The following is a 14,320-nucleotide window of genomic DNA, read 5'->3' on the forward strand; positions in this document are numbered from 1 at the left end:
GCATGCCCTCCACTCCATTCCTGTCCCTGAACTCCCGCACCGCCGGCATCACGCGCATGGCGCTGATGGCGCTGCTGCTGGCCCTCGGCGGCCTGGGCTTGTGGCCGGCCGGGGTCATGGCGCAGGACCGACGCCATTATGAGATCGCCGCCGGACCGCTGGAACAGGCCCTGAACCACTTCGCCCGCCAGGCTGGCATCACCCTGTCGTATGCGCCGGACATGGTGCAGGGCCGGCAGGTAGTGGCGCTGGCCGCTACGCTGGCGGTGGAGGATGGCCTGGCGCAGTTGCTGGCCGGTAGCGGCCTGCAGGCGGTACGTGCGGCCAATGGCAGCTATGGCCTGCAATGGCGCACCGGCATGGGCGAAGGCGGCGCGCCCATGCCGGTGCGCCAGCAGACGCAACGTCTGAAGGACGTCATCATCGACGGTCGTGGCGAACAGGCCGAGTTCGCCGAGGGCAGCGAAGGCTACGCCGTTGCCGCCAGCCAGAGCGCCACCCGCACCGCCACCCCCTTGCTAGAGATCGCCCAATCGCTGTCGGTCGTCACCCGTGCCGAAATGGAAGCACGCGGCGCCGACAGCATCCTCGACGTGCTGCGCTACATGCCCGGCGCCAACACCGAAACGCATGGCGTCGATCCGCGCGGCTACGACTACTTCAACCTGCGCGGTTTCATCAATGCCCAGAACACCAGCAACTACCTCAATGGCCTGCGTCAGCCGGTGGCCGGCTTCGGCATGTTCCGCACCGAGGCGTATGGGCTGGAACGGGTCGAAGTCTTGCGCGGCGCCGTCTCGGCCAGCTTCGGACAGGCCGATCCGGGCGGGGTGGTCAACCGTATCAGCAAGGTGGCCGGAGACGATGCGCCCAACGAGATACAGGCCGGTATCGGCAGTTTCCAGCGGCGGCAGCTGGCGGCCGACCTGAGCGCTACCCTGGACGATGCAGGCCGGGTACAGGGCCGCCTGGTGGGCCTGGCGCTGGACAGCAATACCCAGTTCAGCTACGGCAATGGCAGTGCCGTGCCCAACGACCGTCTGTACCTGGCACCCTCGCTGAAACTGCAGCTGAGCGGCGACAGCCATCTGATCCTGCTGGCCGACTACCTGCGCGACCGCAGTGGCAGCGGCCGCTGGACGGCGGTACGTCCCGACGGCAGCCTGACCCATACGCTGGTAGGCGACCCCGGTACGGATCATCAGAGGGGCGAGCAATGGTCGCTGGGCTGGATGCTGGACCAGCGGCTGGATGCGAGCTGGCGCCTGCAACAGAATTTCCGCCACGCGGCGCTGCAGTCGGACTACTCGGTCCTCAACCCGGTCAGTGTGAGCGGTAGCCTGCTCTCACGCAGCAGCGCCCGCTATCAGACGCAACTGACCAGTACCCAGCTCGATACCCGACTGCAAGGCCGCTGGCAGCAGGGGCCGCTCGACCATACCGTGCTGCTGGGGCTGGACCTGATGCAGATGCGACAGGACGAGCAGCGCTACCGGGGAACGGCGCCCGCGCTGGACCTGGCGCAGCCGGTCTATGGCATGCCCATAGCGCTGGCCTCCACCCTCTATGCGCAATTGCACGAGGAGATGCGCCAGACCGGCGTCTATGTCCAGGACCAGATCCGCGATGGCGCCTGGGTATGGACCCTGGGCAGTCGCCATGATCGCGTCACGGATAGCACTCGCAACGACATCGGGCCGTCCCGCCTGGACAGCCGCGCCCACGCCTGGAGCCATCGCCTGGGCCTGGCCTGGACCCATTCGCCCGGTCTGGTGCCTTATCTGAACTACAGCACCGCCTTCCTGCCGCAAGCCGGCCAGGACGCCGCGGGCCAGCCCTTTGCACCAGCCTACGGACGGCAACTGGAAGTCGGGCTCAAGTTCCAGCCACAGGGGCAGCACCTGCTCTATACCGCCGCCCTCTACCAGGTCAGCAAGGACAACGTGCTCACCGCCGACCCGCAACACGCCAATGCCTATCTCACCCAGAGCCAGGTCCGCCCGCGCGGGGTGGAACTGGAGGCCAAGGGCAGGCTGCACCCAGGTCTCAACATTGCGGCCGCCTACGCCTACACCCAGGCCATCAACACGCGCCATGTCGATCCCGCCCTGCAAGGCAAGTCGCCGGTGCTGGTGCCACGTCATGCGGCCAGCCTGTGGCTGGACTACACCCCGGGCGCGGCGTGGTCCGGCTGGGGGATAGGAGGGGGCGTGCGCTATGTCGGTCGCAACTACGCCAATGCCGACAACAGCGTGCGCAATGCCGCCGTGCTGCTGCTGGACGCCATGTTGCGGCTGGACCAGGGGCATTGGCGCTATGCGCTCAACATCAGCAACCTGACCAACCGCCAGAGCACCTCCTGCCTGGCCGAGCCGACCCTGACCTGCTTCTGGGCCGAAGAACGGATGGCGCTCTTGAGCGCCCGCTATCGCTGGTAGCCAGAGGAAAGGGGACCGACCACCATGCACGACAGGCAGGCAACACCTCACCACGACGCTGCGGCATCGGACCTGCGCGAGCATTTCATCGGCCAAAGGCGGCGCCTGCGGGATGCGGCGCTGCGCATCCTGGGCTGCCCGCATCGCGCCGAGGACGTGGTGCAGGATGCCTACCTCAAGATCAGCGAAGTCCCGGCCGGATTCGATATCCGCCAGCCCTCGGCCTACCTGCTGCGCATCGTGCGCAACCTGGCCATCGATCGTCATCGCCGCAGCGCCTTCGAGAGCGATGTCTTCGCCGTCGAGGAAGAGGGCCAGGCCGTACACGAAGAAGCGCAGGGACCGGAAGCCATCGCCATCAGCCGCCAGACGCTGGCACTGATCAGCCAGGCGTTGGCCAGCCTGCCGCCGCGCACGCGCCGGGTGTTCGAACTGTATCGGCTGAGCGGCATGAGCCAGCGCGAGATCGCCGCCGAACTGGGGATATCGGCCACGCTGGTCAATTTCCTGATCCGTGACGCCATGGACAGTTGCCGCGCGCAGCTGCAAGCCGGCACGACCTGCCATGGGACGGAGCGATAGGCTATGATGCGCACTCGTGCCGCCCTGTTGGGTGGCGTGTTTTTTTCCGGTGTTTGCGCCTCGTTCCATCGATCCGTCCTCCATGTCCCAGCCTTCCGCTTCTTCCCTGTCGTGGCAGACCGCCGTCTCCTGGGTGATGCGCGAGCACGAACAGGACGGGCTCGGCCAGCCTGAACAACAGGCCCTGCAGCAATGGCTGCAAGCCGACCCCGCCCATCTGGCCGCCTATCGCGAAGCCCGCACCATGTGGCTGGCACTGGGCTTCATTCCCGCCCCCGGGGAGCGTGGCTGACGCGCGCCGCGCTTCTTCCACCAGACCACCACGCCGGTCACCGTCAACAGGCTCACCGCCAATCCCAGCAACGCCAGCGCGATACGCCAGGGCAGTCCGAACACATGGCCCATGTGCAGCGCGCCGAGCCAGTTGCTGAAGGTATTGCCGCTGCGGTCGCCTGTCGGCAGCCAGTGGCCACGGATCTGGCCGCTGGCGGCATCGATCAGCAGGCCGGTATTGCCGACGTCGCTGCGCAGGTCGGCGTTACTGTGGACCATGTAGGCATACACCCCGCGCCGGCGGTCATAGCTCAGTCTTTCCTCGAAGTCGATCTGCAGTCCGCGTTGGCTGGCGAAACCGGCCATGGCCCGGCGTGCCATGGCATGCGCCTGCGGCCAGGACATCGGTGGTCCCGCCGTCAGTGGTGACGCATGGGCCAGGGGCGGCGCGGGGCGCCAACTGTAATCGAAGGGCAGCAGACGCGACATCACCGGCAGGTAGATCTGGTCGCGCAGGTTGAACATCACACTGGACCAGGCCAGCATCAGCAGCAGCACCCAACACCACAGGCCGAAGGCGCGATGCAGGTCGAGATTGACGCGATAGAAACCGGCCCGCCACTTGACCAGCCAGGCCGGCTTCCATTTCGTCAGGAAAGGCCGACCCCGTGGCCAGGTCAGGATCATCCCGACCAGGCAGTCCAGCGTCCACAGCGTGGCCACCACCCCCATCACCAAGGCCCCGGCCACGCGCGGCAAGGCCAGCGAGTGATGCAGGTTGAACACCAGCGGCATCAGTGCCGACCGTTCCAGGCTGATCCTCTGGCGGTCTCGCAGCCCCTGGATCGCTCCGGTATGGGGATTGACCAGGACTTCGTCATACCCCAGCCGGAAGGGCTGGCCGGTGGCGCGGTCGATGGCCGGGCCGACCAGAAAACGTACCGTACGACCCGCTTGCGGATGCAGGATCAACTGGCTGACATCGGCCTGTGGCCCCAGCGCCAGCGCCACCCGCTCGCGCAACGCGTACGGGTCCAGCATGGCCGAGGCCGGCTGGCCCGGGGCCGGATGCGCCAGGCGCAACTCCGGCGCCAGCCACAGATCGAGTTCGTCTTCGAAGGCCAGCAGGCTACCGGTCAGGCTGGCCACCAGCAGGAACAGGGCCAGCGCCAGGCCGTTCCAGCGATGCAACAGGACCAGCGTGTGGCGGCCAGGTGCGTGGCGGCACAGCCAGGCGCTGGCCCGGCCGGCCAGGGTGGGGCGCATTACCATCGGGTGGTCAACTGGAGCAGTCCGGTGCGACGGGCGCCGTATTCACACAGTTCGGAGCAGTACGCGTAGACCCGGTCGGTCACGTTGTTGAGCTTGAGCGCCAGCTCGATATTGCGCCACTCGCTGTTGATGCGACCCAGGTCCATCCTCGCTCCGAAGTCCAGCAAGGTGACCGCCGGGGTTTCGAAGGTGTTGAGGGCATTGCCATAGGAGCGACCGATGTAACGTACCCCGGCCGAGAGATGGGCGCCGGCCATGGCGCCACGCTGGAAGCCATAGTCCACCAGTACGCCGGCATTGTGACGGGCCGCCCCAGGCAAGGCCTTGCCCACGGTGCTGGTGGCGCTGCTGCTGGAGGTATTGCTGGTGACCTTGGCATCGGTATAGCTGTAGCTGGAGGTCAGGTTCAACCCATCGGCGAGCGACATCTTGCCTTCCAATTCCACCCCGCGCGAGCGTGCCTCGCCGGTCTGGATCGAGTAGCCGGCGTGGGCCAGGTCGGCGGTAGCCACGTTCTGCCGGCGCAGGTCGAACACCGCGAGGGTGAACAGCGCATTGGTCCCCGGTGGCACGTACTTGATGCCGGTCTCGTACTGCTTGGCCCGTTCCGGCTTGAGCATGTCACCGCCATAGCTCAGGCCGGTGGTGGGCGTGAAGGACTCGGTGTAGCTCAGGTAGGGCGAGAAGCCCCCCGCCATCTCATGCACCAGGCCGAGGTTGCGGGTATTGGCGCGGTCGCTGCGGTCAGTGACGGTACGGGCGATGGCATTGCTCACCTTCTGGTCGGAGCGGTCATGGCGCAGCCCGGCCGAGAGGATCCAGCGCTCGCCTATCCTGATCTGGTCCTGCAGGTAGAGCCCCATCTGGTCATCCTGGGTGCGCAGGTTGTAGTTCTCGGCCACCGCCGGCAGGTTGCCGTAGCTGGTGGTGTAGATGTTGGAGAACACATAACCGGCCGCAGTATTGGGGCTGACGTAGCCGCGCACGGTACCGGCGGTATGGTGCAGGTCCAGGCCCATCAAGACCTTGTGCCTGAGCGGGCCGGTGCCGAAGTCGGCCTGCAACTGGTGGTCGGCGGTGAAGGTATTGGAGCCGGTCCCCAGGCGCCAGCGCTGCAGCGCTGCCACCGCCGACTGCGTGGCGGGGAAGAAGGCGGCGAAACGCAGGTTGTTGCGGGTACCGTTGTAGTCGGTGTAGCGCAGGTTCTGGCGGAAGCTCCAGACCTCGTTGAACTGGTGCGAGAACAGCGAACTGAGCGACCAGTTCTCGTAGCGCTCATTGTTGTCGCCGGTGCGTCCCAGCGCGGTACTGGTGGGAATCTGGCCGTTCGGATTGGGGCTGACCGTGCCGCTGGCCGGGAACAGGTTGTTGGACAGGCCCTCGCTGCGCTGGTATTCGAAGCGGCCGGTCCATTCGGTACGCTCGTCCGGGCGCCAGGTGATGGCCGGCGCCAGGAACAGGCGGCGGTCCACGGTCCCGTCGACCTGGGTGCCGGCGTCGCGCGCCAGGCCGGTCAGGCGATAGGACCAGACGCCGGCGGCATCCAGGGCGCCGCCGAAATCGCCAGCCACCTGCTTGCGGTCGAAGCTGCCCACTTGCACCTGCAGTTCGTGCAGCGCGGTGGTGGTCGGCTTCTTGGAGACCACGTTGATCAGCCCGCCCGGTGAATTCTGGCCGAACATCACCGAGGCCGGGCCATGCAGCAGTTCGATGCGCTCCAGCCCATAGGGCTCGGGCGCATAGCGGCTGTAGCTGGCGTTGGACGAGGTCAGCATGCCATCGCGATAGAAGGAGCCGCCATTGTTGAGCGCGAAGCCGCGCAGCAGCGAGGCGGTATCGACGATGGCGAACGCCCCCGTGGACACCTGCACGCCACTGGTATAACCCAGGGCCTCGGCCACGGTGCGCGCCTGCTGGGTGGCGATCTGGTCGGCCGTCACCACCGAGATCGATTGCGGGGTCTCGGTGATGGCGGTGTCGGTCTTGGTCGCGGTGGCGCTGCGCCGGGCGACGAAGCCGTGCACCGGGCCGGTGGCCTTTTCTTCTTCGGTGGCGGTGACGGTGACCTGTGGCAGGGCCGTACTGGCAGGGTCGTTCTGCGCCCAGGCGGAGGAGGTTGCCGATAACCCGAGCAGGGCCAGTCGCAGGGACTGCACCAGCAGGCGCGGGCGCAGGGTAGGGCAAGGGAGCTTGTTGTTATATCGGTTGGTCATGGTCGAGAGCGAAATACGCAAGGAGGGGTCGCCAGCCGGGCTGGCGCGTGCCGGATGGCGCGCTCTCTGATAGACGAATGAGAAGTGTTTGTGTTTAGAAGGGAGTCCGAGCGGCGAAACACGGCACCGCCTAGCCGCCGCCTGCAGTTGCCATTGGTAGGTTCGAGCGGCTGCATTATGATAGCCAGCCTGCCGACACCGCAGCCTGCGGGGGGCAGATGCCATCGACATCCAGAAAGTGAGTTCTTGCGTAATGACGCTCGACGAAGACCCGATATCCCAGGATGACCGCGCAGCACGCGGCAGTGCCGGCGAGGTACTGCGTGTTTTCCTCAAGCTGGGGCTGACCTCCTTCGGCGGACCGGTGGCGCACCTCGCATATTTCCGGGAAGAACTCGTGGTGCGCCGCCGCTGGATTGGTGAAAGCAGCTATGCCGATCTGGTCGCGCTATGCCAGTTCCTGCCCGGCCCGGCGTCCAGCCAGGTCGGTTTCGCCCTGGGCCTGTTGCGAGGCGGCCCGTGGGGCGCCCTGGCAGCCTGGGCGGCATTCACCTTGCCATCGGCGCTGTTGCTGCTGGTCTTTGGCCTGGTCGCCGGGAGCATGTCGGGTGTCCTCGGTACCGGTCTGCTGCACGGTCTGAAGATCGTGGCCGTGGCCGTGGTGGCGCAGGCCGTCTGGGGCATGGCGCGCACCATCACGCCTGACCGCCAGCGCATCAGCATCGCGCTGGGTGCGTTGATGATCGTGGTCGGCGCCAGCAGCGCCGTGGGCCAGATCGCCGCCATCCTGTTTGGTACCGTGGCCGGCTTGTTGTTCTGTCGCGACCTTGCCGTGACTCGCCGGGGACAACTGGGATTCGGCGTGTCGCGCGGTGTCGGCCTGGCCTGCCTGGCTGCCTTCCTGCTGTTGCTGGCCGGCTTGCCGCTGGTGGCGACGTGGTCCGGGCTGCATGCTGTTTCGGTGTTTGATGCCTTCTATCGGTCGGCCTCACTGGTCTTCGGCGGTGGACATGTGGTGCTGCCCTTGCTGCAGGCCGAAGTGGTCGGTCCCGGCTGGGTCTCCAACGATGTCTTCCTGGCCGGCTATGGTGCCGCGCAGGCGGTGCCGGGTCCGCTCTTTACCTTTGCGGCCTATCTCGGCACGGTGATGCAAGCCTTCCCCAATGGCGTGGCAGGTGCCGTGCTATGCCTGCTGGCGATCTTCCTGCCGGGTTTCCTGCTGCTGTTGGGCGCGCTGCCGTTCTGGGACGACTTCCGGCAACGGCCGCTGGCCCAGGCCGCCATGCGCGGGGCCAATGCCGCCGTAGTCGGTCTGCTGGCGGGGGCGCTCTACAACCCGGTGTGGACCAGTGCAGTGTTCAATGCCCGCGATTTTGCGCTGGCCGTGACCGGCATGGTGCTGCTGATGGCCTGGCGTCTGCCGCCATTGGCGGTGGTGGTGATCCTGGCGCTGGGCGGGGTCCTGCTGCAGGTGCTCTGAATCCCGGCGGCTGTTGCCGGGCTTGCAATCAGGAAACGCCTGATGGCGTGCGCGTGGTCGTCGGTCTATCGTGAATCCACGATAAGGAGGGGACCATGTGTACCAACGCCATGAGCATCGCACGCCGCCATCTGGGCATCATCGTCCGGCTGTGCGACATGTCCGAACAGGATGAACCGGTCGCCGAACTGGTGCGCGCCACCGTGAGGAACTGCCTGCTGGCGATGCAGACGGCCGGCACCGAAGCGGCCGAGGCCAGCGAGATCATCGGACAGCTGCTGCAGCATGAACTCGCCGGCGTCCCGGCCGACCGGGACAAATGCCGCAAGGTGCTGGAAGCGGCTCACCTGCATGCCGAATACCTGATGCTGGCCGATCGCAGCGCCGCCCACTGAACGTCGCCACTGGCGGCCGCCGGCCGTCATGGCCTATCCCGTGTGATCAATAGCTGCCGTCGAACTGCTCGGCCGGTACCGGCTTGCCAAACAGGTAGCCCTGGTAGCGGGTGCAGCCCAGGGCCGCCAGGAATTGCTGCTGCTCGCGGGTCTCGACGCCTTCGGCAATGACTTCCAGACCGAGCGCATCGGCCAGGGCGATGATGCTCCTGGCGATGGCGACATCGCTGGGGGTGGCCAGCAATTCACGGACGAAGGACTGGTCGATCTTGAGCTGGTCCAGCGGTAGACGCTTGAGCAGCGACAGCGAGGAATAGCCGGTACCGAAATCGTCCAGCGCCAGCGTCAGCCCATGGCGCTTCAATTCCAGCATCTTGTCGATGGTGGCTTGCACGTCCTCCACCATGGCCGACTCCGTCAACTCCAGCTTGAGGTGGGTAGCCTGTGCGCCGGTCTCTTCGATGGTGCGCAGGATGTCCTGCACGAAATCCGGCTGACGCAGCTGGAGCGCGCTCACATTGACCGCGATGACCACCGGTGGCCGATTGCCGTTGTCGCTGCGGTTCCAGCGCACGGATTGGCGACAGGCCTGCTCGAATACCCAATGGCCCAGTGGCAGGATCAGGCCCGAGGCCTCCGCCACGGGAATGAAGAGACCAGGCGAGACCGGGCCCCGGAACGGACTGTGCCAGCGCGCCAGGGCTTCCACGCCAATCAGGCGACCGGCCTGGTCACGCTGTGGCTGGTAGTGCAGGCTGAACTCCCCATTCTCGATGGCGCGGCGCAGGTCGTTCTCCAGGCCGGTACGGAAGTGCAGGGCCGATTCCATTTCCTGGCTGAACAGGCAGAAGGTATTGCGTCCCGCCTTCTTGGCCGCGTACATGGCCAGATCACCCTGGCGCAGCAGGTCCTGCACGCTGGCATGCGGGTCCTGCATCAATGCCACGCCGACCGAGCAGGTCGCGAAATGGCCGACGCCATGGAAGTCGAAGCGCGCCTGCATGGCGTCGATGATGCGCTGGGCGAACTGGCTGGCCAGCAACTGGGCCTGTTGTGCTGGCAGTGCGTCCAGCAGCACCACGAATTCGTCTCCGCCCAGACGCGCCACCATGCCGGTGCGGCCGACCAGGTTCTGCAGACGCAGCGCCACCTGCTGCAGAAGCTGGTCGCCGACGGTGTGGCCCAGGGCATCATTGAGGTCCTTGAAGTTGTCGACGTCGACAAAGAACAATGCCCCTACGCTTTGACTGCTGGTGGCCGGCTGGCCAGGATGGCTGGCGGGCTGGATCTTCTCCAGCAGCAGGCGGCGGTTGGGCAGACCGGTGAGCGGGTCGTAGAAGGCCAGTTGACGGGTTTCCTCCTGCAGGCGCTTCTGGCTGCTGATGTCCAGCAGTGTCCCGACATAGTGACTTACACCACCGGCGGGGTCATTCACCGCGGTCAGGGTGAGCACGGCATGGAATTCGTCGCCACCGCGACGCTGTACGCAGAGCTCGCCCTGCCATTTCCCCTGGCTCTGGATCAGGCTCCACAGGCTGGTCCGGAAATCCCGGTCCTCCTGCTCCAGCCGGCAGGGCGGCATCCCCTGGGCATCCAGGTCGAGGTCGCCCTGTCGATACCCGGTCAGCTCGGTGAAGGCGGCATTGACATCGAGCACGCTGCGATCGGCGCCCATGACCCAGATCGCCTCCGAGGAATGGAAGGCCGCCGCCGCGATACGCAGGGAGGCTTCGCTTTGCCTGAGCCTGGCGGTGCGGCGGGCGACTTCCCGGCGCAGGTAGGCGGCGATGAGCAAGGCGCAGACCAGCAGGGCCAGGGCACCGCCCAGCAACCACCACATATACGTCGGCAGCGAGGTCGCGCCACGGCCCCACTTGCGCAGGATATCGAAGTAGATGGATTGCGGATCGGCCTGCCACTGTGACAGGGCGCGGTCAATGGCCGCCAGGGTCTCCGGGGGCTGTTGCTTGCTGCTCACGAAGAACAGCTTGACCGGCTGGAACACGATGCTGGTGTCGGCCAGGTGATAGCGGTCGGCCAGCATGTCGCCGGCCTGCTGGCTGGCGATGATGCCATCGATCTGGCCGGCGGCAGTCATGCGGAAGCCTTCTTCCACGCTCTTCAACGGCACCAGGGTGAGCTTGATCCCCGAATTGTCCATCAAGGCCCGGAAATAACCGGATTGCACCGAGCTGTCGAGCAGGCCGATCTTCTTGCCCTTGAGGTCGAACACCGAATCGATCACCACGGCCCGGTTGCGATACAAGATGGACCAGCTGTAGAGCGCCGGCACGGCGGAGTATTGCAGCACTTTTTCACGCTGCTCGGTCCAGGCCACATCGGGAAGGATGTCGATCTGCCCGTTTTCCACCCATTGCAGGCAGGTCTGCCATTCGCAGGGCACGAAACGCAGTTGCCAGTCCTCGCGACTGGCGATCTGGCGCAGCAGGTCGATATGCAGGCCCGAGGCGGTGCCGGCACTGTCGAAGAAGATCTTGGGCGGATTCTGGTAGACGCCGACGGACAGCACCCTGGTCTGGCCTTCGGAAAGTGTCAGCAGGCAGCACAACAGGAGCAGGAGGCGCCATGGACGCCACCCCTTGCGCCGCCCGCCCGCTGCCGCGCCCTGGCCCGGCTGCCTTGCCTGTATCTCAGGCGGATTGCTGGCCGACATGTTTGCCACAGCGATGTGTTCCTTATTTGGTTTTTTGTCTACTTTATAGAACATCAAACCAAATTGGAACATTTACCGCCATTGCCAGCTACGTCGGTTTGTCGGGATCAGCCGGGGCAAGGGGGAAACGCGGGGCGTAGCGTCCGCCCCGCGCTCTTAGAAGAATCCCTGGGTCGGCAGGCGGACCTGGTTCGCGCTCAGGTTGCCCAGTGCAAAGGCCTTGTGCGAGGTCGGGTTGTGGGTGGAGATGGTGCGGATGTTGCGCCAGTGACGATCCAGATTGGCCGAGGTGAGGGTGGCCGAGGCCCCGGCGATGTCGAACAGGGCCGTGGCGGCGTGATGGGCGATGCGATCCACCACCACCTTGGCGCGTGCGGCGGCAGCGGCGGCATCCTGCAGGCGGTCGTCGGCATCGGCTGCATTGCTCTTCAGGGCGGCATAGGCGCGGTCGGCCTCGCTGGCGGCGGCCAGCACGATGGCACGGGTGGCGAAGGCATCGGCATCGCGTTCGCCCAGGGCGCTCAGCAGGATAGGGTCATCGGCCGCCGCCGGTGTGGGGGCGTAATAGTAATTGCGCTTGCGTTTGGACAGCAGTGCGCTGGCGTCGCGTGCCACTGCGCTGACCACGCCGGCGATGACCGCCGTGAGGAACAGTTGCGCAATGGTCGAGCCCAGCACCGCCTGGCGCGCCGGTACCTGATCCGGCAGCAGCACTTCGTGCGGGGCCACCAGGACATTCTCGAAGTTGGTGGTGCCGCTGCCGGTCAGGCGCTGGCCCATGCCGTACCAGTCATCCACGGTCTGCACACCTTCGCGCTGGCGGGGCAGCAGGACCACCGCGCGGCGGCCGTCTTCCACCGACACCGTCACATGCAGCCAGTCGGCAAAGAGCGAACCGGTCGAATAGAACTTCTGGCCGTTGAGCACATAGTGCTCACCCTGGCGGACCAGACGCGTAGACAGCACACCGGTGCCGCCGATCTGTGCCTGTCCCAGTTCGGTATGGGAGGCGCCGATCAGGTCGCCGGCACGCACGCGCTCGCGCAGTGCGGCCACGCCCGGATGTTGCAGTGGTGCGTTGAGCACGCGTTCCAGGGCCACATGGTGATTGCGCCAGATGTGGGCGATATTGGGATCGGCCGCACCCAGTTCGATGGCGGTCTCCAGGGTCTGCACGAAAGTGGCGCCACCGCCGCCGTAATCGGCGTCGAGCCGCCTTGCACCGAAGCCGGTGGCCTTGATTTCTTCGATCAGGGCAAAGGGTTGTTCACGCTGTGCATCGCGCTGGGCGGCGCCGTCGGCAATGCGCTGCAGGAGGTCGGAGGGAAGTGTGCTCATGAGGTCGATGGTGTCCGGGAGAATGGATGCCGCAGGCCGGATGGCCGGGATGAGCACATCATAGAGCCCCGGGCAGGCAAGCCAAACTGCGCATTTCGCATTAGCTTGCTTGGGCCAGTCATATGCGGCCGGAGCACACGGCAGCCGCACAGGTCACCATGCATGCCGGTCAGAGTGGCGTGGTCGTGTAGTGCTGCGCCACCAGGCGCGCCACGGCACAGGAGGCCAGCCTTGTTTCGCGTGAATCGGCGCGGCTGGTCAGCACCAGCGGCAGGCGCGCGCCGAGCACCAGGCCGGCGCTGACGGCGCCACCCAGATATTCCAGTTGCTTGGCCAGCAGATTGCCGCTTTCCAGATCGGGGACCACCAGGATATCCGCCTGTCCCGCCACATCCGAGACGATGCCCTTGACCCGTGCCGATACCGGCGAGACCGCATTGTCGAAGGCCAGCGGGCCATCCAGTACGCCGCCGGTGATCTGCCCGCGATCGGCCATCTTGCATAGCGCGGCGGCGTCCAGCGTGGCCGGCATCCTCGGATTGACCGTCTCCACCGCCGCCAGGATGGCCACCCTGGGCAGCTTGACGCCGATGGCCTGGGCCAGGTCGATGGCGTTGCGGATGATGTCGGCCTTTTCTTCCAGCGTCGGTTCGATGTTCACGGCTGCATCGGTGATGATGAAGGGGCGCGGGTAGGAGGGCGTCTGCATCAGGTAGCAATGGCTCATGCGGCGCTTGGTGCGCAGGGCCGGGCTGGCCACCACGGCGCTCATGAATTCGTCGGTATGCAGGCTGCCTTTCATCAGCATCTCCACCTGTCCCTGGCTGGCCAGTTCGACCGCACGTGCGGCCGCCGCGTGGCTGTGGGGAACGTCTTCGATAGGGAACGCGGAGATATCCAGCTTCTGCTGCGCCGCCAGGGCCAGCAGCTTGGCCCGGGGCGCCACCAGTACCGGCAGGATGATGCCGGCGGCGTGGGCGTCGATGACCGCCGACAGGCTGGCCGCATCGCAGGGGTGGACGATGGCGACCTTGACCGGCCCCAGCTGGCGCGTATGGTCGAGCAACTGTTGCAGCTCGCCATTGCCCATCTTCATGCTGACTTCCGGCAAGGTGGTCCGGCGTCGCACGATGGATTCGGTGGGCGCGATGACGTCGGCCTCGCCTTCGATCACGATGACATTGTCCTGATTGACGCAGGCGCATTTGAGCGTCAGCCGGTGCCGGGCCTCGTCACGTGCGACCACGGTGACGCTGGTCTGCAGCGTATCGCCGATGCGGACCGGATGCAGGAACCGCAGGGTCTGGCCGAGATAGATCGTGCCTGGCCCCGGCAGCCGGGTCCCCAGTACCGCCGAGATCAGTGCGCCGCCGAACATGCCATGTGCGATCAGTCCGTGGAACCGGGTTTCCTTGGCGAAGGCGGCATCCAGGTGCTGGGGATTGGCGTCACCGGAGATGACCGCGAAGAGCTGGATGTCGGCCGAGGTGAGCGTGCGGGTGATGGTGGCAGTGTCACCGATGGCGATTTCCGCGTAGACCCGGTTGCGGATCAGGCCGAGCAGGTCGTCGCTGGCGTGCTTGTCCTGCGGGCTGCCCGTGTTAGCGGTGTTAGCGGTGTCGGCTGCGTTGGTAGAGGGTGAACGATGCAGCATG

The 14,320-nt window shown here is 66.1% G+C and carries 10 protein-coding genes; 5 read left to right on the forward strand and 5 right to left on the reverse strand.

The annotated features are described in order from the left end of the window. Positions 1 to 2 precede the first annotated feature (2 nt). The 3 genes from HBH1_RS09150 (at position 3) to HBH1_RS09160 (ending at position 3,312) form a co-directional block, all read left to right on the forward strand. Complete coding sequence (locus HBH1_RS09150) at positions 3 to 2,438, forward strand: TonB-dependent siderophore receptor (RefSeq protein ID WP_102662488.1); 2,436 nt, start codon at positions 3 to 5, stop codon at positions 2,436 to 2,438. A gap of 24 nt (positions 2,439 to 2,462) precedes the next feature. Then, positions 2,463 to 3,020: an RNA polymerase factor sigma-70 gene (locus HBH1_RS09155; RefSeq protein ID WP_102662489.1), complete on the forward strand. Its 558-nt coding sequence runs from the start codon at positions 2,463 to 2,465 to the stop codon at positions 3,018 to 3,020. Positions 3,021 to 3,102: 82 nt separating this feature from the next. Beyond that, positions 3,103 to 3,312, forward strand: a complete 210-nt coding sequence (locus HBH1_RS09160; protein WP_102662490.1) for a DUF4880 domain-containing protein — start codon at positions 3,103 to 3,105, stop codon at positions 3,310 to 3,312. Here the strand turns inward: HBH1_RS09160 and HBH1_RS09165 are convergent. Next, positions 3,246 to 4,559 (reverse strand): PepSY-associated TM helix domain-containing protein, encoded by a 1,314-nt coding sequence (locus tag HBH1_RS09165; RefSeq protein ID WP_102662491.1) that lies wholly within the window; start codon positions 4,557 to 4,559, stop codon positions 3,246 to 3,248. The two genes, HBH1_RS09160 and HBH1_RS09165, sit on opposite strands and share 67 nt — an antisense overlap. After that, positions 4,559 to 6,778, reverse strand: a complete 2,220-nt coding sequence (locus HBH1_RS09170) for a TonB-dependent siderophore receptor (protein ID WP_102662492.1) — start codon at positions 6,776 to 6,778, stop codon at positions 4,559 to 4,561. Before HBH1_RS09170 ends, HBH1_RS09165 begins: the two co-directional genes overlap by 1 nt. A gap of 253 nt (positions 6,779 to 7,031) precedes the next feature. On the opposite strand from HBH1_RS09170, the gene chrA reads away from it, so the two are divergent. Both chrA and HBH1_RS09180 read left to right on the forward strand, forming a co-directional pair. After that, positions 7,032 to 8,258 carry a chromate efflux transporter gene (gene chrA, locus HBH1_RS09175; RefSeq protein WP_102662493.1) on the forward strand — a complete coding sequence of 409 codons (1,227 nt, stop codon included), beginning with the start codon at positions 7,032 to 7,034 and terminating at the stop codon, positions 8,256 to 8,258. A 95-nt stretch (positions 8,259 to 8,353) separates the two neighbouring features. After that, positions 8,354 to 8,653, forward strand: a complete 300-nt coding sequence (locus tag HBH1_RS09180; protein ID WP_102662494.1) for a hypothetical protein — start codon at positions 8,354 to 8,356, stop codon at positions 8,651 to 8,653. 46 nt (positions 8,654 to 8,699) lie between these two features. On the opposite strand, the gene HBH1_RS09185 is transcribed toward HBH1_RS09180, so the two are convergent. The 3 genes from HBH1_RS09185 to HBH1_RS09195 form a co-directional block, all read right to left on the reverse strand. Next, complete coding sequence (locus HBH1_RS09185) at positions 8,700 to 11,327, reverse strand: EAL domain-containing protein (RefSeq protein WP_102662495.1); 2,628 nt, start codon at positions 11,325 to 11,327, stop codon at positions 8,700 to 8,702. A gap of 156 nt (positions 11,328 to 11,483) precedes the next feature. Next, positions 11,484 to 12,665 (reverse strand): acyl-CoA dehydrogenase family protein, encoded by a 1,182-nt coding sequence (locus tag HBH1_RS09190; protein ID WP_102662496.1) that lies wholly within the window; start codon positions 12,663 to 12,665, stop codon positions 11,484 to 11,486. A 169-nt stretch (positions 12,666 to 12,834) separates the two neighbouring features. After that, a complete protein-coding gene (locus tag HBH1_RS09195; RefSeq protein ID WP_233207572.1) occupies positions 12,835 to 14,319 on the reverse strand; it encodes a bifunctional enoyl-CoA hydratase/phosphate acetyltransferase in 1,485 nt (494 codons plus the stop codon). Position 14,320 lies beyond the last annotated feature (1 nt).

Source organism: Herbaspirillum sp. BH-1, from assembly GCF_002870055.1.
Taxonomy (GTDB): Bacteria; Pseudomonadota; Gammaproteobacteria; order Burkholderiales; family Burkholderiaceae_D; genus Herbaspirillum; species Herbaspirillum frisingense.

Bases quoted from the DNA above. Each gene is read 5' to 3' on its own strand.
- HBH1_RS09150 (WP_102662488.1), top strand. From the start codon at position 3: ATGCCCTCCACTCCATTCCTGTCCCTGAACTCCCGCACCGCCGGCATC.
- HBH1_RS09155 (WP_102662489.1), top strand. From the start codon at position 2,463: ATGCACGACAGGCAGGCAACACCTCACCACGACGCTGCGGCATCGGAC.
- HBH1_RS09160 (WP_102662490.1), top strand. From the start codon at position 3,103: ATGTCCCAGCCTTCCGCTTCTTCCCTGTCGTGGCAGACCGCCGTCTCC.
- HBH1_RS09165 (WP_102662491.1), bottom strand. From the start codon at position 4,559: ATGCGCCCCACCCTGGCCGGCCGGGCCAGCGCCTGGCTGTGCCGCCAC.
- HBH1_RS09170 (WP_102662492.1), bottom strand. From the start codon at position 6,778: ATGACCAACCGATATAACAACAAGCTCCCTTGCCCTACCCTGCGCCCG.
- chrA (WP_102662493.1), top strand. From the start codon at position 7,032: ATGACGCTCGACGAAGACCCGATATCCCAGGATGACCGCGCAGCACGC.
- HBH1_RS09180 (WP_102662494.1), top strand. From the start codon at position 8,354: ATGTGTACCAACGCCATGAGCATCGCACGCCGCCATCTGGGCATCATC.
- HBH1_RS09185 (WP_102662495.1), bottom strand. From the start codon at position 11,327: ATGTCGGCCAGCAATCCGCCTGAGATACAGGCAAGGCAGCCGGGCCAG.
- HBH1_RS09190 (WP_102662496.1), bottom strand. From the start codon at position 12,665: ATGAGCACACTTCCCTCCGACCTCCTGCAGCGCATTGCCGACGGCGCC.
- HBH1_RS09195 (WP_233207572.1), bottom strand. From the start codon at position 14,319: ATGCTGCATCGTTCACCCTCTACCAACGCAGCCGACACCGCTAACACC.